An 18,097-nucleotide genomic window follows, 5' to 3' on the forward strand; every position below is an offset into this window, starting at 1 on the left:
CGAATCGATCAGGCTCCTCACATGAACGACTCGACCACTTTCGTCCAAACCAACGTCAGCTTTCACCGCGCCCCGCCACTGGAGTCGTTGCCAGCGGCGCTGGAGGTCAAGCGCCTCAATCTGTGGTACGGCGACAAGCATGCATTGCATGACATTTCGATGACGATTCCCAAAGGGCAAGTGGTTGCTTTCATTGGCCCCAGCGGCTGCGGCAAGTCCACTTTGCTGCGCTGCTTCAACCGCATGAACGACCTCGTCGACAATTGCCGCATCGAGGGCGAGATCTTGCACGAAGGCGTCAATATCTACGATCGCTCGGTCAACGTCGCTCAGCTGCGCCGGCGCATCGGCATGGTGTTTCAAAAGCCCAATCCTTTTCCGAAGTCGATCTACGAAAACGTCGCCTACGGCTTGCGCTTGCTCGGCGTCAAAAAGAAGTCCTACATCGATGAAGTGGTGGAAAAGTCGCTGCGCGGCGCCGCGCTGTGGGACGAAGTCAAGGACCGCCTTGACGCCAACGGTCTGAGTCTGTCGGGCGGGCAACAGCAGCGGCTGGTCATCGCGCGCGCCATTGCGCTGGAGCCCGATGTGCTGTTGCTCGACGAGCCATGCTCGGCCTTGGACCCGATTTCGACCGCCAAGATCGAGGAGCTGCTCATCGAACTCAAGAGCAAGTACACCATCGTCATCGTCACCCACAACATGCAACAGGCCGCGCGGGTGTCCGACTACACGGCCTACATGTACCTGGGCGAGCTCATCGAATACAGCCCCACGCGCGAGCTGTTCATGACGCCGCGCCGCAAAGAAACCGAGGACTACATCACCGGCCGCTTCGGCTGAGTGCTGGCGTGGCCGGTTCGGCGGCGCGCCAACGCGTGCCCGGCGCCGTCAAGCGGCGCCCCCGTGGGCGCGGGCGCAGCACGCTATGATCCGTGGTGCATCTATGGCCGACACCACGCTCAAGCGCATTCCCGTCGAGCAGGTGCGCCTGGGTATGTTCATCCACGGCTTCGCGGGCTCGTGGTTGGATCATCCCTTCTGGCGCAGCCGCTTTTTGCTCGAAGACCCTCAAGATCTCGAACTGATCCGCGCCAGCGCCGTGCGTGAGGTCTGGATCGACATCAGCCAGGGGGTCGATGTGGCTGCCGAGGAGGCACCGGCGCCGACCGCGGTCGACGCGTCGATGCCGCCAGCCCAAGACAGCCCCGACACCGGCTCGCGGGTGCGGGACGTGACCCCGAGCAGCCAGGCCGTGGAGCTGCAGCGCGCCGCGCGGCTGCTCAAGCAGGCGCGTGGCGCGGTGGCCAGCATGTTCGAGGAAGCGCGCATGGGTCGCGCCATCGACCAGCAGGTGGCGCGCGCGGTGGCCGAGGAAATCGCCGATTCGGTGACTCGCAATGGCGGCGCCTTGATCAGCTTGGCGCGGCTCAAAACCGCCGACGACTACACCTATATGCACTCGGTGGCGGTGTGCGCGCTGATGGTGGCGCTGGCGCGTCAGCTCGGGCTGTCCGAGCCAGAGGTGCGGGCGGCCGGCTTTGCCGGTTTGCTGCACGACATCGGCAAGATGGACATCCCGCTGGTGATTCTGAACAAGCCCGGGCGCCTGACCGAGGAGGAATACGCCATCGTGCGCGAGCATCCGCGCCGGGGCTGGGAGCGTTTGCGCGCTGCGGGCATCGTCGAGGAGCCGACCCTGGACGTGTGTCTGCACCACCACGAGCGCATCGATGGCACCGGTTATCCCGACCGTCTGAGCGGCGAGGCCATCACGCTGATGGCGCGCATGGGCGCGGTGTGTGACGTCTACGATGCCATCACCTCCAACCGGCCGTACAAGGCGGGTTGGGATCCGGCTGAGTCCCTCAAGCGCATGGCTTCGTGGCAGGGGCATTTCGATGCGCGCATCGTTCAGGCTTTCGTACGCAGCTTGGGCATCTATCCAGTGGGCTCGCTGGTGCGGCTGAGCAATCAGCGCCTGGCGGTGGTGGTGGAGCAGTCGTCGCACTCATTGCTCAAACCCATCGTGAAGACCGTTTTTTCCCTGCGCAGTCAAGAACGGTTGGTTCCGCAGCGTATCGATCTGTCGGCGCCGGGCTGCACCGTCAGCATCGAGCAGCGCGAAGACCCCAGCCAGTGGCACATTCCCGACCTGGACGAAATCTGGTCTGGCATTCCCGGGCTGCGGCGCGAGAGGGCGTAGGTGCGCTGCGGCACGCGGCGCAGCTCGGTCACAAGGGTTCGAGCGCAGCGGCGGCGGCGTCGCGCAGCGCCTGTGTCAAGCGCGCCAGCACATCCGATGCCAGGTTCCAGCAATGCCAATACAAGGGCACGGTGTAGCGCGCATCGGGGCAGACATCGACCAGCGTGCCCTCATCCAGGGCTGACTGCGCCACCAAGCGCGGCACCACCGTCACGCCCCAGCCGGCGCGCGCGGCGCGCACCTGCCCTTCGGAGGACGGTACGTAGCACTGCTGCAGTCTCACTTGCGTCAGGCCAAACGCATGGCAGACGAAATCGCGCTGCAAGTCATCCTTGCGGTTGAAGGCGACGAAGGTCACGCGGTGAAAGTTGTGGCGCGTCAGTCGTCCCTGCAAGGTCGTGCTCGCAAACGCTGGGCTGGCCACGGCGACATAGGCCATGCGCCCCAGCGGCTCGAGTCGACAGCCGCGCAGTGGCTGCGCCAGCGTCGTCACGCAGCCCATTACCTGGCCCTCGCGCAGCCATTCGTGCGTGAAGTCCTGATCGTCGTGAATGATCTCCAGCGGCACGCCGTCCTGCACCAGAGGGGTGATGGCCGGCAGCGCCCAGCTGGCGATGCTGTCGGCGTTGATCGCCACCGAGATACGTCCCTCGTCGCGCGGGCGACGTGCCAACGTGGGGGCGAGCTCGCGCAAATCGTGTTCCAGGTCGACGCGCAGCAGCCGCAGCATCTTGGCATGCTTGATGAGCAACTGCCCCGCTGGCGTCGGCTTGATGGGGCGGCTGCGCACCAACAGCACGGTGCCCACCTGGGCTTCCAGCGCACGCAAGCGCTGCGATACCGCCGACTGCGTGATCGACAGCCGCTGCGCGGCGCGCTCGAAGCCGCCTTCTTCGACGATGGCCGCCAAGCACTCCAGCGCGTCGGGGTCGAAGAGAGGTGTCATGCTGGCCGCTCCATAAGTACAACTGATGTTACCGCCGTTTCGTCAATCGTGCTTTATTTCTTTGCCTTCTTCCCGCACACTCGCGGTGGATGACGGCTGGGGTGAGCATGTGCAGCGGCGTGGCCGCGCGGGCCGCCGCAGCCGCGCCTGATGAGGAGATCAGACGATGCGAGTGGTGGTTTTGGGGGCGGGCATCATCGGCACTTCGACGGCCTGGCACCTGTTGCAGCGCGGGCACGAGGTGGTGTTGGTGGATCGCCAGCCCGACGCGGCGTTGGAGACCAGCTTTGCCAACGCGGCGCAGATTTCGGTGAGCTATTGCGAGCCCTGGGCCAACCGGCAGGCGCCGCTGAAGGCGCTGAAGTGGATGTTCGACAAGCAGGCGCCGCTGCTGTGGCGGCCTCGGCTCGACGTGGCGCAGTGGCGCTGGCTGCTGCAGTTTCTGGGGCAGTGTAATGACCGTGCCTTCGAGCGCAACGTGGCGCAACTGGTGGCGCTGGGCGCCTACAGCCACGCCACGCTCAAGCAGATGGTGGCCGAGACGGGTATCGTCTACCAGCGCAGCGAGCGCGGCATCGCGCACGTCTACACCGATGCGCGCGCCTTCGAGGAAGCCGCACAGGCCGCCGAGCTGATGCGCCGCCATGGCGTGCAGCGCCGCGTGGTGACGCGTGAGGAGCTGCTGCGCATCGAGCCGGCGCTGCGGTCGGTGGCCGACCGTATCGCCGGCGGCACCTACACCCCGACCGACGAGCACGGCGATGCACGCGAGTTCACCCAGGCCTTGGCGCGCCTGTGCGCCCAGCGGGGCGCGCAACTGCTGTTTGGCCATGAGGTGCAGCGCCTTGAGGTCGCGGCCGGCGCGGTGCAGGGCGTGCAGGTGCGCGCACGCGCCGACGGGCGTACGGCGGTGTTGCGCGGCGATGCCTACGTCGTGGCCTGTGGTTCGTACACCACGCCGCTGCTGGCGACCATTGGTATCCGTGTGCCCATTTATCCCGGCAAGGGCTACAGCGCCACGCTGGCGCTGCGCGCGCCCGATCGCGCGCCGCAGGTCAGTTTGCTCGACGACGGTCGCAAGATCGCCATCTCGCGCCTGGGTGGGTGGTTGCGCGTCGCCGGCACCATCGAGCTGGCCGGTTTCGATTTGCGTCTGGACACACCGGTGGCACGCGCGCGCTGCAACATGCTGCTGCAGCGGGTCGAGGAGCTATTCCCCGGTGTGGCCGACACGCGCTCGCCGGAGCAGGGCGGCGAGCCGCATTTTTGGTGCGGCCTGCGGCCGGCCACGCCCACCAACATCCCGCTCATCGGTCGCCTGCCCCTGGATCGGCTGTGGATCAATGCCGGCCACGGTACGCTGGGCTGGACGCATGGGGCGGGTTCCGGGCGCGCGCTGGCCGAGCTGATCAGCGGCGAGCGCCCGGCGTTGGCGATGCGCTTCGTGGGCATCGGCGCCGAGGCGCCGGCCCGCGTGGCCGCAGTGTCGGCATCGGCGACATTGGGCTGAGTGCAGGCGTGCCGATGCGGTCGGCGTGCGTGGGTCCGGCGAGTGAACCGCGTTCGACCGCGACACCACCAAGCCCGTGGCCCGTGTGGGCTCATGCCTGAGCCGGGCACAATGCACAACCTGATGTCCGCTCCCACGTCCGATCAAGTGCGCGCCGCCTTAGGGCGCTTTCCCACCGGCGTGACCATCGTCACCGCGCGCGCGGCCGATGGCGCCCCGGTGGGCCTGACCGTCAATTCCTTCAATTCGGTATCGCTGCAGCCACCGCTGGTGTTGTGGAGCTTGGCGCTGCGCTCGCGCGCACGTGCCGTCTTCGAACGGGCCGAGCACCACGTCATTCATGTGCTGAGCACCGCGCAGCAGGCGCTGGCCGAGCGCTTCGCGCGCCGTGACGTGGAGCGTTGGAGCGGGGTGACCTGGACGCCCAACTCGGAGGCGGTGCCGCTGCTGCCCGATTGTGTGGCGGTGTTCGAATGTCGCCGCCGCAGCGCCTACGTGGAGGGCGATCACGTGATTTTCGTGGCCGAGGTGTTGCGCTGCCGATACGATGCGAGCGTGGCGCCGCTTCTGTACCATGGCGGGCGTTTTTACACCGAGCACCCGCTGTGAGCACCGCTGCCCTGCCCCAGGACCGCAAAGCGCATCTGGACACCCTCGCCATCACGCTGTTGGTGGTGTGTTGCGCCTTTTGGGGGTTTCAACAGATTCTCATCAAGGTGGCGGGGCGCGAGATCGCGCCGATGTGGCAGGCGGCGCTGCGCATGTGGGGGGCGACGGCCTTGCTGTGGCTGTGGTGCCGTGGTCGCCGCGTGCCGTTGTTCGAGCGCGATGGCTCCTTGCCCGCCGGTTTGTTGGTGGGGGCGCTGTTTGCCGCCGAGTTCGTCTGTCTTTATGTCGGCTTGCAGTACACCGCTGCGTCGCGTCTGACCGTCTTTCTCTACACCAGCCCGTTTTGGGTTGCCTTGCTGGTGCCGCGCTTCGTGCCCAGCGAGCGCCTGCGCGTGCGCCAGTGGTTGGGGCTGTGTCTGGCCTTTGCTGCCGTGGTGCTGGCGTTTGCGGAAGCCCTGACCCAGCCCGTGGCCGCGCAGCAGTGGTGGGGTGACGCCTTGGGCCTGGCCGCCGGCTTGTTCTGGGGCTTGACGACGGTGGCCATTCGCAGCACCCGCATCGCCCAGGTGTCGGCCGAAAAGTCGCTGTTCTATCAGCTCGGCGTCACGGCGGCGGTCACGCCCGTGTTGTCGCTGCTGTGGGGCGAGCCTTGGGGTTGGAGCTATTCGGCGATGGCCTGGGGGTCGGTGTTTTTGCAGACCGCCGTGGGGGCTTTTGCCACTTATCTGGCCTGGATGTGGATGCTGCGCCACTATCCGGCCACGCGGGTGGCCACCTTCACTTTCTTGACACCGCTGTTTGCGCTGGTGTTCGGTGTGGCGCTGCTGGACGAGCCGTTGACACTGCAACTGTTGCTGGCCCTGGGTGGCGTGACGGCCGGCATCGTGCTGGTCAGCCGCCGCTAGGGGCGCTACTGCCTGCGCGCGGCGCTGGCGCGGCCAAGGCGCAGCCGGCGCACAAGCCCTGCACCGACAGTATCACCCTTTGCGCCTGGTGACCCGCGTGTGCGGTGGCCTGCAGGATGGCTTCCATGGCGCGGCGCGCACCATCGTCCAGGGGCGGCAACGGCCACCGTCGTTGGCAGCGTACACACTCGAAGCGCGGCGCCAGCGGCGGCGCCTCGTCGGTGGGGGCCAATGCATAGCGCCGTGTGGCGCTGGCCGCATCGATGTGGCGCTGCAGCACGCCGCACGCCACCAACCGGTCGAGCAGGCGGTAGAGGCTGACGCGGTGCAGCGCCAGCCCACGCGCCTGCAGGGCCGCGTGGGCTTGCGCGTGGCTGAAGTCGCGCTGCGGTGCGGCCAGAAACAGTTGCAACACCGCGCGCACCGCCAGCGTGCGGCGTAAACCCGCGCGCGCGAGCCGCTGCTGCACGGTCACGGGCACGGTCGCCAGAGCAGGAGCAGGATTTAGGGTGTCGTCCATATCGCAACAGAGTTGCATTATCATCCCAAACGCGGGATGCAAGGGCCGCAGGCAACCGCGGTAGCCTGCCGCATCCGTGCGGTTGATTTTTTCGGTGTAGCCGAGGACGAGGAGAGCATCATGAGTTGGCATTCGAGGCGCCAAACGTTGTGCGGCGTGCTACTGGCCGCCGCGGCCCTGTGCGTTGGCGGGGGTGCCCAGGCGCAAACCGCCCCGGTGGTGCACGCGGTGGCCAGTTTCAGTATCCTGGGCGATCTGGTGCAGCAAGTCGGCGGCGAGCGTGTGCAGTTGGACGTGTTGGTGGGGCCGGGGCAGGACGCCCATATTTTTCAACCGACGCCGGCCCATGCCAAGCGCGTGGCGCAGGCGCAGGTGGTGTTGGCCAATGGGCTGGGTTACGAGGGGTGGTTGCAGCGCTTGTTGCGCACCGCGGGCTACCGCGGCCTACAGGTCACGGTCAGTGACGGCATCGAGCCACTGCCGGCCGAGCGGCACGCGGAGACCAAAGGCGCGCACGCGCACCGCGGACACGACCACGGCAAATTCGACCCCCATGCGTGGCAGGCAGTGCCCAATGCGATCGTGTATGTGCGCAACATCGCCCGCGCGCTGTGCAAGGTGGACGCCGCTGGCTGCTCCGATTATGAGCTGCGCGCCCGCGCGTATATCGAGCAGTTGCAAGCCTTGGACGCGGAAATCCGCGCGGCATGGCAGGCCATTCCTCCGGCGCAGCGCAAGGTCATCACCTCGCACGATGCCTTTCGGTACTACGCCCGTGCCTACGGGGTCACTTTTCTCGCACCCAGTGGCATCAGCACCGACAGCGAGCCGTCGGCACGCGGCGTGGCGCAGCTGGTACGCCAGATCCAGCGCGAAAACATCAAAGCGCTGTTCATCGAAAATATGACGGATCCGCGGTTGATCGAGCAGCTGGCGCGCGAGGCCGGCGTCAAGCCCGCTGGGGTGCCGCTGTACTCCGATGCGCTGTCGCGCCCGGATGGGCCCGCACCGACCTATATCGCCATGATGCGCGCCAACACGCGGGCGATGACGCGCGCGATTTTGGGGCAGTGACGCGCGGCACCGCACGCGCTGGCCGCTGCGGTTGCGCTCAGGGCATAGAGACCGCCTCGAAGGCCGGGTGCAGGGCGTCGATCCAGAGCTCGACTTCGGCTTCGCCGACTTGCAGGTGGGACAGGCAGGCCGGGCCGTATGTCAGCCAGTCGCGTGCCACGGGCACGCCCTCGTGTTGTTGCACCAGGTGGTCGGCAATCAGGCCCATGGCCACCAGGTGGCGTACCGTCTCGCTGGTGCGGGGATCGTTCAAGCAGGTGAAGTCGTGATGCAGGCGGATGGCTACGGCCACCGCTGCCGGCAGCCACCAGGTGCGCGCAACGATCGCACCCACCACCGCGTGGTCGGTGCGGTGGTTGGCGTTTTCGGTTTCGGTGAAGGTGCGGTCTTTACGTGCCAGGGCCTCGGCGATGGTGCTGGCGTAGCCACGCACGCCGCGCAGCAGCACCGGCAGGCCGACATGGCAAAACAGCCCGAAGCTGTACGCCAGCCCGGGGTCCATATCGTAGAGCTGCAGGCCGATATGCTCGCAGGCGATGGCGCGTCGCGTCGAGCTCTCCCAAAAGTGCGCCAGCACCAGCGAGTTGACGTGCAGCGCCTGTCGGGTCAGAAATCCGGTCAGCAGCTGCACCGCTGGGCGCTGGCCCAGCACCGTCAGGGCCTGCCCCACCGTGTGCACCGGTTGCTTGAGACCGTACAGTGGGCTGTTGGCCTGGCGAATCAGCGCCGCGGCCATCGCGACGTCGCTGCTGGCGATGCGCTCGAGCTCGGCAGGGTCGGGGTCGCCATGCGCGGTGGCTGCCTGCAGTTGGCGCAGCAGCTCCGGGCAGGGCGGGATGACGATGTCGCGCACCGGCCCGCGCGTGCGGGCCTGCTCCAGTTCGGCTTCGACATGGGCGTCGCGGTCGGTTTGCATGGGGCGGCGGGCAAGTGGGCCAAGCCCTATTGTGCCGCGTTGGCAGCCCGTGTTTGGGCATAAGCGATGTACCAATCCAGGCATTCCGGGTTGGCCATCGCATCGCGGTTGAGCACACGCCGCGGGTCGTGTCCGAGCAGCAACTTCTTTATCGGCAGCTCCTGCTTTTTGCCGCTGAGGGTGCGCGGCACCGCCGGGGCCTGCACGATGGCGTCGGGCACGAAGCGCGGCGACAGTGCGCTGCGAATGGCGGCGCGGATGCGCTCGCGCAGCGCCTCGTCCAGGACGAGGCCGGCGCGCAAGACGACGAACAGTGGCATGAAGCTGTCGCGGCCCAGGTACTCCAGATCGACCACCAGGCTGTCGAGCACTTCGGGCAGCGCCTCGACGGCGGCATAGATCTCACTCGTGCCCATGCGCAGGCCGTGGCGGTTGAGCGTGGTGTCGGAGCGGCCGTAGATGATGCAGCCGCCATCGGGCCGGATCTCCAGCCAATCGCCGTGACGCCACACGCCGGGGTAGGCGTCGAAGTAGCTCGACAGGTAGCGCGCGTTGTCCACGTCGTTCCAGAAGTACAGCGGCATCGATGGGATGGGCCGCACGCAGACCAGCTCGCCCACCTGTCCGATGACGGCGCGGCCATCGTCGTCCCAGGCCTGCACCGCGCAGCCGAGTTGCCGGCACTGCATCTGGCCGGGTATTTGCGGCAGGCCGCGGTGGCCACCGATGAAAGCACCGCAGAAGTCGGTGCCGCCGGAGATGTTGCACCACCACAGCGGCCCGCCAGGGCCGCCGGGCAGGGCCCCCGGCACCGGCGCCCGGCCGGCCAAGGCGTAGACGCGCTCAAATTGGGCAATGCCCCAGCGCTGCACCTCGGGCGCCAGTGGCGACCCGGTCGAGCCCAGCGCCCGGATGCACGATAAATCGTGTCCCTGTGCCTGCAAAGCCGCCAAATCGACGCCCGCCTTCATCGCGTTGGCATAGAACGCTGCGCCGGCGCCAAAGAAGGTGACGCGGTGGCGCGCGGCAAAGCGCCACAGCACGCTCCAGTCGGGCTCGTCCTTGCGGCCGCTGGGGCTGCCGTCATAGAGCACGATGGTGGTGCCGCCGAGCAGCCCGCCGACTTGCGCATTCCACATCACCCAGCCAGTGGAGCTGTACCAATGAAAGCGCTCGCCCGCGCTGTTGGCCTCGACGCTGGGGCCGATGTCGTTGTGCAGCACCGTCAGTGCCAGCATGGTCAGCAGGATGCCCCCGTGCCCGTGCACGATCGGCTTGGGCAAGCCGGTGGTGCCGCTGGAGTAGACGATCCACAGCGGGTGGTCGAAGGGCAGCCACTCGGGCTCGAAGGCGCGTACCGCAGCGTCGTCGCGGTCGGCGAGAGCGGCGAAGTCGTGCGTGTCACACACCCGCTCGGCCGCGTAGGGGGTGCGTAGGGTGACCACATGCTGCAGCGTGGGCAGGCCCGCGCGCAGTTCGCGCACAGTGGCGCTGCGGTCCAGTGGCCGGCCGCCGTAGTGCACGCCGTCGGCGGCGATCAGCAACTTCGGCTCGATTTGGCGCAAGCGGTCCAGTACCGCCGCCGTACCCATGTCCGGTGCGCACAGACTCCAGATCGCGCCCAGACTGGCACAGGCCAAAAATGCCACCACCGTCTCGGCGCGGTTGGGCAGATAGGCGGCCACGCGGTCGCCGCGCTGTACGCCCAGCGCGCGCAGGCCAACCGCCAGCGCTGCCACCTGACGCTGTAGGTCGGCCCAGCTCACCGTACGCACGCGCCCCAGTTCATCTTCGACAACGATGGCCGGCTGCGCGGCCGCTTGGGCCGGTGCCACGTGGCGAAACACCTGCTGCGCAACATTGACCTGCGCCCCGGGAAACCAGCGCACGTGCGGCATCGCCGTGCCTTCCAGCACGGCGTGGTACGGCGTGGGCGACTGCAGATCGAAATAGTCCCACACGCTCTGCCAGAAGGCGTCGAGGTCGGTGGTGGACCAGCGCCACAGGGCGTCGTAGTCGGAAAAGCTCAGGCCGCGCGTGGCCTGCAGCCAGCGCTGGTAGCGCAGGATTTGTGGTTCGTAAGGAGCCGGCGACTGTGGCATGGGGTTTGGGCAGGCAAATGGCGCAGCCGCGTGCAGCGGCTGCTGCCGGTGGCCGCTCAAGCTTAGCGGGCGCGCTGGCGGGCGCGCCGTCACCTGCGTGTCAGTCGGGCTGCGGCGTAGCCGCACGGGCATGCAGGCGTGCGCCCCAGCCTCAAGCTGACGTCAGGCTTGCAGCCTTGCCCGCTGTGCGGGCACAATCGCGGCCATTTGTACCCACGAGGAGTGAGAACCCATGTTGACCTGGACCCAACGGTCGGATGCGACGCTGCACGCCGGTGGCGTCATCGCGCCCGATGAGCGCCTGCCCTGGCCACAAACCGTGCTGCTGGGCGTGCAACACCTCATCGCCATGTTCGGTGCCACCGTGTTGGCCCCCATTTTGATGGGCTTCGACCCCAACGTTGCGGTGCTGATGAGTGGCGTCGGTACCCTGATTTTCTTTCTGGTCACGGCCGGCAAAGTGCCCAGTTATCTGGGCTCCAGTTTTGCCTTCATCGGGGTGGTGATCGCCGCCACCGGCTATGCTGGCCAAGGGCCGAATGCCAACATCGGCGTGGCGCTGGGCGGCATCGTGGCCTGCGGTGTGTTGTACTTTCTCATCGGCGCCGTCGTGCAGGCGATCGGTACTGGGTGGATCGAACGCCTCATGCCGCCGGTGGTGACGGGGTCGGTGGTGGCGGTCATCGGCCTGAACTTGGCGCACATCCCGGTCAAAAATATGGCGCCCACGGCGTTCGATGCCTGGATGCAGGCCATCACCTTCGTCTGTGTGGGTCTGGTGGCGGTGTTGACACGCGGCATGGTGCAGCGCTTGCTCATTCTGATGGGCTTGATCGTGGCCAGTGTGATCTACGCCGTACTGGCCAACGGGCTGGGACTGGGCAAACCGCTGGATTTGTCTGGGGTGGCGCAGGCCCCGTGGTTCGGGCTGCCGCAGTTTGCCACCCCGGTGTTCAGCGCCAACGCGATGCTGCTGATCGCGCCGGTGGCCATCATCCTGGTGGCGGAAAATCTGGGTCACATCAAGGCCGTCACCGCGATGACCGGGCGCGACCTGGACCGCTACATGGGGCGTGCTTTCATGGGCGACGGCTTGGCCACCGTGGTGGCCGGCAGCGTCGGCGGCACCGGGGTCACTACCTACGCCGAAAACATCGGCGTCATGGCCGCCACCAAGATCTATTCCACCGCGATTTTCGTCGTCGCCGCTGTGATGGCGATCCTGCTGGGCTTCAGCCCCAAATTCGGGGCCTTGATTCAGGCCATCCCCCTGGCGGTGATGGGCGGGGTGTCGATCGTCGTCTTCGGCTTGATCGCCGTGGCCGGCGCCAAGATCTGGGTGGACAACCGGGTGGACTTTTCCGACAACCGCAACCTGCTGGTGGCGGCGATCACGCTGGTGTTGGGCACCGGCGATTTCACGCTCACGTTTGGCGACTTCGCGCTCGGTGGCATCGGCACCGCGACCTTTGGCGCCATCGCCTTGTACGCCCTGCTGGGGCGTCGGGGCGCGGCTGGCGGGCGGTGAGCGGCAGCGGGCCGGCGGTGCGGCCATCGGGTGGGGGCGGTCCCGCGCCGCTCGTCGCCGCGCCGTGCATCCTGGCGCGCCCGTCGCTACACTGACGACATGAATACCGCGATCGCATCCGCGCTGTCGGGTTTGAAGACGGCCCAGCTGCGCCTCGATATCAGTGCGCACAACGTGGCCAATGCGTCCACCGCGGGCTTCGCGCCGCTGGCCGTGCGCGCCCGGGCGCTGCCGCAAGGCGGGGTGGAGCCGACGGTGCAGCGGCTGCCCGCCCCCGGTGTCGATTGGACGGCGCAGTGGGTCGAGCAAAAAATGGCCGCCAACGCATTTGGGGCCAATTGGCGTGTCTTTCAGACCACCGACCGCATGCTGGGGCAGTTGCTCGACGCTGTGGGCTGATGAGCCACCGCCCACCGGCGTGCCGCTCTGAGAGAAACAAAAAACACCGGGAGCAGAAAAGCTGCCGGTGTGTAAAGCACTGCCGCGAAGCAGTGCCCAAAGCTCGGGTTATTCAGCGTGCATGCCCCTGTTTGTGGTCAGGATAGAGGGCACGCTGCTGTGGGTGTGCGCCGGGCAACTGGCGCTGCGCCCGATGTGGGGCGGTCGTTGTCTCCTCGGTCCTCTGGCGTCCGCATGTCCGCCGGCCTGATGGGGCGCTGACGGCTGATCCGACGTTCCAGTGCCCTCATTGTAGGGGGCGAATTCCCTGTCGTCCCTAGGGATAAACCCGAGTTTGGGCGCACGGCGACGGGGGCGGTGGGGCTTTCTCTAGGTTTCGCGCAGGATCCAGCGTGCGGCCTTCTCGGCGATCATCAGCGTCGGGCTGTTGGTGTTGCCGCTGGTGATGGTGGGCATGATGCCGGCGTCGACCACGCGCAGCGCGCCGATGCGGCCGCCGCGGCCGTCGCGCACGCGCAGGTGCGAATCGGTGACCGCCAGCGGGTCGTCGTCGCGCCCCATCGCCGTGGTGCCAACGGGGTGGAAGATGGTGGTGGCGATGTCGCCCGCGGCACGTACCAGCTCGGCGTCATCTTGCAGCTGCGCGCCTGGCTTGACCTCTTGCGGCCGAAACGGCGCCAGCGCCGGTTGCGCGACGATGTGGCGCGTCAGGCGCAGACTTTGCACCGCCACCCGCTGGTCTTCTTCGGTACTGAGGTATTGCGGCGCGATGACCGGGGCGTCTTCCCAGCGCGGAGAGCGGATGCGCACCGTGCCACGGCTGCTGGGGTTGAGATGGCACACGCTGGCGGTGAAAGCGTCGAAGGGGTGCAAGGGCTTGCCGAAAGCATCGAGGCTGAGCGGCTGCACGTGGTATTCCAGATTCGGCCAGGGCGCATCGGGGTGGCTGCGCGTGAAGGCGCCGAGTTGGCTGGGCGCCATGCTCATCGGGCCGCTGCGTGTGAGCAGATATTGCAGGCCGATGCGCAATCGCCCCCACAGGCTGGCCGACAGGGTATTGAGGGTGCGGGTGCCCTGCACCCGATAGACGGCGCGAATCTGCAGATGGTCTTGCAAATTGGCGCCGACGCCGGGCAGGTCGGCCAGGGTTTCGATGCCCAAGGGCTGCAGCCAGGTCGCTGGTCCGACGCCGGAGCGCTGTAGCAGGGCCGGGCTGCCGATGGCGCCGGCGGCCAGCGTCACTTCGCGGTGCGCGCGTACCTGCACGCGTTGGCCGGCGTGGATCACCTCCACGCCGTGGCAGCGCAGCGCGCCGTCGGCGCCGCGTGCGAGCAACAGCCGCGTCGCGTGCGCCCGGGTCCACACCCGCAGATTGGGGCGCTGACGCACCGGGTGTAAAAACGCCTTGGCGGCGTTCCAGCGCCAGCCGCGGCGCTGGTTCACCTCGAAATAACCCACGCCCTCGTTGTTGCCGCGATTGAAGTCCGCGCACGCCGGGATGCCAGCTTGCTGCGCGGCTTGCGCGAAGGCGTCCAGGATGTCCCAGCGCAGCCGCTGGCGTTCCACGCGCCACTCTCCGGTGCTGCCGTGGCGGTGGTGGCCGTGCCAGCGTGCCCATTCGGCAGCTTCGGCACCGTCGGCGCCGGCGTCCAAACGGTGGTGGTCTTCGTGGGCCAGAAAGTCGGGCAGGCAGCGCGCCCACGACCACTCGTCGTCACCGGTGTGTCGTGCCCAGGCGTCGTAGTCACGCGCCTGGCCGCGCATGTAGATCATGCCGTTGATGCTCGAGCAGCCGCCCAGCACTTTGCCGCGCGGGTAGCGCAGGTGCCGACCGTTGAGCCCGGCGTCGGGCTCGGTCTGGTACAGCCAGTCGGTGCGTGGGTTGCCGATGCAGTACAGATAGCCGACCGGAATGTGGATCCACAGATAGTCGTCGCGCCCGCCAGCCTCCAGCAATAGCACCTGGCGCTGGCGGTCGGCGCTGAGCCGGTTGGCCAGCAGACAGCCGGCGGTACCAGCGCCGACAATGATGTGGTCCACCTCGACGGAGGCGACGGGCGCGTCGGGCAAAGCCATGGCAGAGCGTGTGCGTGAGGAGGCGGGGCGGTGGCGTGGCAAAAGGCCCCGCGGCCGTTAGCTGGCCGTGGGCATGGCGAATTGCGCTCCTTTGGGCGTGCTTTCCGGCCAGCGCTGCATGATACTTTTCTGCGCGGTGTAGAAGTGCACCCCCTCTTCGCCGTAAGCGTGCAGGTCGCCAAAGAGGCTTTGCTTCCAACCGCCAAAACCATGCCAGGCCATGGGCACTGGGATCGGCACGTTGATGCCGACCATGCCCACGCGCACGCGGCGCGCGAATTCGCGCGCGGTGTGGCCGTCGCGGGTAAAGCAGGCGGTGCCGTTGCCGTAGGCGTGGTCGTTGATCAGCTGCACGGCGCTGGCAAAGTCCGGTACCCGTACGCAGGACAACACCGGGCCGAAGATCTCCTCGCGGTAGATGCGCATCGACGGCGTGACGTGATCGAACAGCGTGCCGCCCAGCCAAAAGCCGCCCGCGCAGCCAGGCCCGGCCTGGGCCGGATCGAAGGTGCGGCCATCCACCAGCAGCTGCGCGCCCTCGCGCACACCGTCGGCGATGTAGCCGCAAATGCGTTCGCGCGCGGCGGCGGTCACGATCGGGCCCATTTCCGCCTGTAGCTCCATGCCGTCCATCACCTTCAGCGCCCGCGTGCGCTGGGCCAGCGCTGGCACGACCCGATCGGCCACCTCACCCACCAGCACCGCCACCGAAATGGCCATGCAGCGCTCGCCTGCCGAGCCGAAGGCGGCGCCGATGAGTGCATCCACCGCTTGGTCGAGGTCGGCATCGGGCATCACCACCAGGTGGTTTTTGGCGCCACCGAGCGCCTGCACCCGCTTGCCGTGCTGCGCTCCGGTGGCGTAGACGTGCTGGGCCACCGCGGTGGAGCCGACGAAACTCAGCGCGCGCACGTCCGGGTGCGTCAGCAGTGCATCCACCGCCACCTTGTCGCCCTGCACCACGTTGAATACCCCATCGGGCAGGCCGGCCTCTTGCAGCAGCTCGGCCAGGCGCAGCGACGGCGAGGGGGCGATCGGGCTGGGTTTGAGTACGAAGGTGTTGCCGCAAGCCAGCGCGAGCGGAAACATCCACATCGGCACCATCACCGGAAAATTGAACGGTGTGATGCCCGCCACCACGCCCAGCGGCTGACGCACCGTCCAGTTGTCGATACCGGTGGCGACCTGCTCGGTGTAGTCGCCCTTGAGCAATTGCGGGATGCCGCAAGCGAATTCGACGATATCGATGCCGCGTGTGACTTCGCCCTGCGCGTCGCTGAATACCTTGCCGTGTTCGGCCGTGATCAGCCGCGCCAGCTCGTCGCGGTGGCGGTGCAGCAGCTCCAAAAACCGAAACAGGATGCGCGCACGCCGGATCGGCGGCGTGTCGGCCCAGGCGGCCCAGGCGGCGCGGGCCGCGGCAACGGCGGCGTCCACGGTGGCGGCGTCGGCCAGCGCCACGTGTGCCGTGACCGCCCCGGTGGCGGGGTTGGTGACGTCTTGCACGCGGCTGGCGTCGGCCAGCCGCTGGCCGCCGATGTGGTGCCCGATGAAGGGGAGATCGCTCATGGAAAGATGTAAGGCAACGTGATGGATCTAAGCAATACAGCGCACTCTAGCGGTGCTAGCACCCATGAGCAAGCCAGAATTTCAAAAGTAAGGTATAAGAAAATCTGATGTCATGTCAGACGCCACCGCTCTCAAAGCCTTCGTTGCCGTAGCGCGCGAGGGCAGCCTGTCGCGTGCCGCGCAGCAATTGCACCTGACCCAGCCGGCGGTCAGCTTGCAGCTCAAAGGGCTGCAGGAACGCCTGGGGGTGCGATTGTTCGAGCGCACCGCGCGCGGCATGCGCTTGACGCCGGACGGCGCTGCGTTACTGCCCTTGGCCGACCGCGCACTGGCGGCCCAGCGCGAATTTTGGGCCGCCGCGCAGCGCTTGCGGCAGCAAGTGCGCGGGACGCTGTCCATCGGCACCATTTTGGATCCCGAATTCACGCGCCTGGGGGCCTTTTTGCATGAGCTGGTGGAGACGGCACCGCACCTGCAAACCGTCTTGCGCCAAGGCATGAGCGGTGAGGTGCTGCAGCGCCTGGACGCCGGCGCCCACGACGTCGGCTACTACCTGGGGAACCCCAATGTGGACCGCGGCGTCACCGATCGTTACCGGGTGCGGCGCCTGACGACTTTTACCTATCGCGTGCTGGCGCCAACGGGCTGGGAGCCACAGGTGCGCGGTGCCGACTGGGCGGCCCTGGCGGCCTTGCCGTGGATCGAAACCCCACCCGAGTCGGCGCATCACCGCTTGCTGCAGCGCACGCTGGCGCCGCTGGGTGTACGGGTGCGCCGTGTGGCGCTGGTGGATCAGGAAGCGTCGATGCTCGACTTGGTGCGCTCCGGCGTCGGCCTGAGTTTGGTGCGCGACGCGGTGGCGATCCGCGAGGCGCAGGCGCGCGGCTTGGTCGTGGCCGATCGCGTCTGGCTGAGCTGCGAGCTGACTTTTATCGCGTTGCGCGAGCGCGCCGCTGAGCCGCCCATCGCCACGGCCTGGGCCGCCTTGGAACCGGTGTGGGGCGGTGGAAGCGACGTGTCGTGATCAAGGAAGCGCCGTGGCGCTCGTCAGTTCCGCCGAGACCGCATAAGGAGATTGCCTGATTGGATGTGCCAAACCGGGAGAGGCAGCTCATTTTTGACACCAAAAACCACCGAAGATGTCGGACGACCGATGCTAACGACCGCGCTGGGCGCGGTTCGTTTGTAAGCCACGCCCCATGGGACCGATTGCCGCCTCGCTACCATTTCTTCGGCAGCGGCGCCGGAGCGTAACTGTCTGTCGGTTTGGCGTTGGCGATGATAAATTCAGGCTCTGACGTCCCTGGCCAAGCGCCTATGTCAGACCGCAATCGTGTGGTCAGATCCAACTTGATCGACAGCAATACCGAGGCGGTGTTGACATCGAACCCCCTTCTTTGCCCGTCCCGGGTATCCAACAACAAACCGTCCACGTACTCCAGCAAGGCTTGCGGATTGTCTTTCAACTCGACCAGCCGCGCTCGAATATGCGCATACGGGATCTGGTCCAGACGCCCTTCCAAGATATCGACAGATGGATTCATATGTGCACTGCGCAGAGCCGCCTAAGTCGGTGTTATAGCACGTGAACGAGGTTGAGACAACATTAGGAAACCTCTGCACAACCCAGCCTATTCGTTCCAGAGGACGCGGTGATGGTAGACTTTGTTTCACATGACGGGATCAGGGGCAGATTTTGAGTTATTTTCCGCTCCAGAAGCCCCTTTCGTGGGCCTC

Annotated in this window: 16 protein-coding genes; 9 read left to right on the plus strand and 7 right to left on the minus strand. The window is 67.0% G+C overall.

All coding sequences use genetic code 11. The features are described from left to right. The first annotated feature begins 21 nt into the window (after window positions 1-21). Both pstB and Tchar_RS04440 read left to right on the plus strand, forming a co-directional pair. Window positions 22-843, plus strand: a complete 822-nt coding sequence (gene pstB, locus Tchar_RS04435; protein WP_144327872.1) for a phosphate ABC transporter ATP-binding protein PstB — start codon at window positions 22-24, stop codon at window positions 841-843. A gap of 103 nt (window positions 844-946) precedes the next feature. Further along, complete coding sequence (locus Tchar_RS04440; protein WP_144327873.1) at window positions 947-2,206, plus strand: HD-GYP domain-containing protein; 1,260 nt, start codon at window positions 947-949, stop codon at window positions 2,204-2,206. Window positions 2,207-2,234: 28 nt separating this feature from the next. Here Tchar_RS04440 and Tchar_RS04445 read toward each other — a convergent pair whose 3' ends face one another. Then, window positions 2,235-3,152: a LysR family transcriptional regulator ArgP gene (locus Tchar_RS04445; protein ID WP_144327874.1), complete on the minus strand. Its 918-nt coding sequence runs from the start codon at window positions 3,150-3,152 to the stop codon at window positions 2,235-2,237. Window positions 3,153-3,318: 166 nt separating this feature from the next. On the opposite strand from Tchar_RS04445, the gene Tchar_RS04450 reads away from it, so the two are divergent. The 3 genes from Tchar_RS04450 to Tchar_RS04460 all read left to right on the plus strand — a co-directional run bounded on the left by Tchar_RS04450 (window position 3,319) and on the right by Tchar_RS04460 (window position 6,176). Beyond that, window positions 3,319-4,662, plus strand: a complete 1,344-nt coding sequence (locus Tchar_RS04450) for a D-amino acid dehydrogenase (protein ID WP_144327875.1) — start codon at window positions 3,319-3,321, stop codon at window positions 4,660-4,662. A gap of 123 nt (window positions 4,663-4,785) precedes the next feature. After that, window positions 4,786-5,271 (plus strand): flavin reductase family protein, encoded by a 486-nt coding sequence (locus tag Tchar_RS04455; protein ID WP_236640221.1) that lies wholly within the window; start codon window positions 4,786-4,788, stop codon window positions 5,269-5,271. Next, window positions 5,268-6,176 carry a DMT family transporter gene (locus Tchar_RS04460; RefSeq protein WP_236640223.1) on the plus strand — a complete coding sequence of 303 codons (909 nt, stop codon included), beginning with the start codon at window positions 5,268-5,270 and terminating at the stop codon, window positions 6,174-6,176. The genes Tchar_RS04455 and Tchar_RS04460 overlap by 4 nt, the downstream gene beginning before the upstream one ends. Here the strand turns inward: Tchar_RS04460 and Tchar_RS04465 are convergent. Then, window positions 6,163-6,696: a Fur family transcriptional regulator gene (locus Tchar_RS04465; protein ID WP_144327877.1), complete on the minus strand. Its 534-nt coding sequence runs from the start codon at window positions 6,694-6,696 to the stop codon at window positions 6,163-6,165. The two genes, Tchar_RS04460 and Tchar_RS04465, sit on opposite strands and share 14 nt — an antisense overlap. A 120-nt stretch (window positions 6,697-6,816) precedes the next feature. On the opposite strand from Tchar_RS04465, the gene Tchar_RS04470 reads away from it, so the two are divergent. Further along, window positions 6,817-7,770 (plus strand): metal ABC transporter substrate-binding protein, encoded by a 954-nt coding sequence (locus tag Tchar_RS04470; protein WP_144327878.1) that lies wholly within the window; start codon window positions 6,817-6,819, stop codon window positions 7,768-7,770. A gap of 37 nt (window positions 7,771-7,807) precedes the next feature. On the opposite strand, the gene Tchar_RS04475 is transcribed toward Tchar_RS04470, so the two are convergent. Then, window positions 7,808-8,686, minus strand: coding sequence for an HDOD domain-containing protein (locus tag Tchar_RS04475; protein ID WP_144327879.1), 879 nt, complete (start codon window positions 8,684-8,686; stop codon window positions 7,808-7,810). Window positions 8,687-8,712: 26 nt separating this feature from the next. Further along, window positions 8,713-10,788 (minus strand): acetoacetate--CoA ligase, encoded by a 2,076-nt coding sequence (locus Tchar_RS04480; RefSeq protein WP_144327880.1) that lies wholly within the window; start codon window positions 10,786-10,788, stop codon window positions 8,713-8,715. Window positions 10,789-11,020: 232 nt separating this feature from the next. On the opposite strand from Tchar_RS04480, the gene Tchar_RS04485 reads away from it, so the two are divergent. Then, entirely contained in the window at window positions 11,021-12,316 is a 1,296-nt protein-coding gene (locus tag Tchar_RS04485) for a solute carrier family 23 protein (RefSeq protein WP_144327881.1), read from the plus strand. Between the two features lie 99 nt (window positions 12,317-12,415). Then, entirely contained in the window at window positions 12,416-12,715 is a 300-nt protein-coding gene (locus Tchar_RS04490; protein WP_144327882.1) for a flagellar basal body protein, read from the plus strand. Between the two features lie 369 nt (window positions 12,716-13,084). Here the strand turns inward: Tchar_RS04490 and Tchar_RS04495 are convergent, their stop codons facing one another. Together Tchar_RS04495 and Tchar_RS04500 are read right to left on the minus strand one after the other, a co-directional pair. Then, window positions 13,085-14,791 carry a GMC family oxidoreductase gene (locus Tchar_RS04495; protein WP_144327883.1) on the minus strand — a complete coding sequence of 569 codons (1,707 nt, stop codon included), beginning with the start codon at window positions 14,789-14,791 and terminating at the stop codon, window positions 13,085-13,087. A gap of 57 nt (window positions 14,792-14,848) precedes the next feature. Then, on the minus strand, window positions 14,849-16,360 hold the full coding sequence (locus tag Tchar_RS04500; RefSeq protein WP_144327884.1) for a CoA-acylating methylmalonate-semialdehyde dehydrogenase: 1,512 nt from the start codon (window positions 16,358-16,360) through the stop codon (window positions 14,849-14,851). 112 nt (window positions 16,361-16,472) lie between these two features. On the opposite strand from Tchar_RS04500, the gene Tchar_RS04505 reads away from it, so the two are divergent. Beyond that, the gene (locus Tchar_RS04505) at window positions 16,473-17,384 is read left to right on the plus strand and encodes a LysR family transcriptional regulator (protein WP_144327885.1); all 912 of its coding nucleotides are present in this window, start codon (window positions 16,473-16,475) and stop codon (window positions 17,382-17,384) included. Window positions 17,385-17,580: 196 nt separating this feature from the next. Here Tchar_RS04505 and Tchar_RS04510 read toward each other — a convergent pair whose 3' ends face one another. Continuing rightward, on the minus strand, window positions 17,581-17,904 hold the full coding sequence (locus Tchar_RS04510) for a hypothetical protein (RefSeq protein ID WP_144327886.1): 324 nt from the start codon (window positions 17,902-17,904) through the stop codon (window positions 17,581-17,583). Window positions 17,905-18,097 lie beyond the last annotated feature (193 nt).

It is taken from the genome of Tepidimonas charontis, from assembly GCF_007556685.1.
GTDB classification, from domain to species: Bacteria; Pseudomonadota; Gammaproteobacteria; order Burkholderiales; family Burkholderiaceae_C; genus Tepidimonas; species Tepidimonas charontis.

Excerpts from the sequence above, each read along its gene's own strand:
- Tchar_RS04470 (WP_144327878.1), top strand. The coding sequence starts at position 6,817 with ATGAGTTGGCATTCGAGGCGCCAAACGTTGTGCGGCGTGCTACTGGCC.
- Tchar_RS04455 (WP_236640221.1), top strand. The coding sequence starts at position 4,786 with ATGTCCGCTCCCACGTCCGATCAAGTGCGCGCCGCCTTAGGGCGCTTT.
- Tchar_RS04480 (WP_144327880.1), bottom strand. The coding sequence starts at position 10,788 with ATGCCACAGTCGCCGGCTCCTTACGAACCACAAATCCTGCGCTACCAG.
- Tchar_RS04505 (WP_144327885.1), top strand. The coding sequence starts at position 16,473 with ATGTCAGACGCCACCGCTCTCAAAGCCTTCGTTGCCGTAGCGCGCGAG.
- Tchar_RS04475 (WP_144327879.1), bottom strand. The coding sequence starts at position 8,686 with ATGCAAACCGACCGCGACGCCCATGTCGAAGCCGAACTGGAGCAGGCC.
- pstB (WP_144327872.1), top strand. The coding sequence starts at position 22 with ATGAACGACTCGACCACTTTCGTCCAAACCAACGTCAGCTTTCACCGC.
- Tchar_RS04440 (WP_144327873.1), top strand. The coding sequence starts at position 947 with ATGGCCGACACCACGCTCAAGCGCATTCCCGTCGAGCAGGTGCGCCTG.
- Tchar_RS04485 (WP_144327881.1), top strand. The coding sequence starts at position 11,021 with ATGTTGACCTGGACCCAACGGTCGGATGCGACGCTGCACGCCGGTGGC.
- Tchar_RS04495 (WP_144327883.1), bottom strand. The coding sequence starts at position 14,791 with ATGGCTTTGCCCGACGCGCCCGTCGCCTCCGTCGAGGTGGACCACATC.
- Tchar_RS04450 (WP_144327875.1), top strand. The coding sequence starts at position 3,319 with ATGCGAGTGGTGGTTTTGGGGGCGGGCATCATCGGCACTTCGACGGCC.
- Tchar_RS04465 (WP_144327877.1), bottom strand. The coding sequence starts at position 6,696 with ATGGACGACACCCTAAATCCTGCTCCTGCTCTGGCGACCGTGCCCGTG.
- Tchar_RS04445 (WP_144327874.1), bottom strand. The coding sequence starts at position 3,152 with ATGACACCTCTCTTCGACCCCGACGCGCTGGAGTGCTTGGCGGCCATC.
- Tchar_RS04510 (WP_144327886.1), bottom strand. The coding sequence starts at position 17,904 with ATGAATCCATCTGTCGATATCTTGGAAGGGCGTCTGGACCAGATCCCG.
- Tchar_RS04490 (WP_144327882.1), top strand. The coding sequence starts at position 12,416 with ATGAATACCGCGATCGCATCCGCGCTGTCGGGTTTGAAGACGGCCCAG.
- Tchar_RS04500 (WP_144327884.1), bottom strand. The coding sequence starts at position 16,360 with ATGAGCGATCTCCCCTTCATCGGGCACCACATCGGCGGCCAGCGGCTG.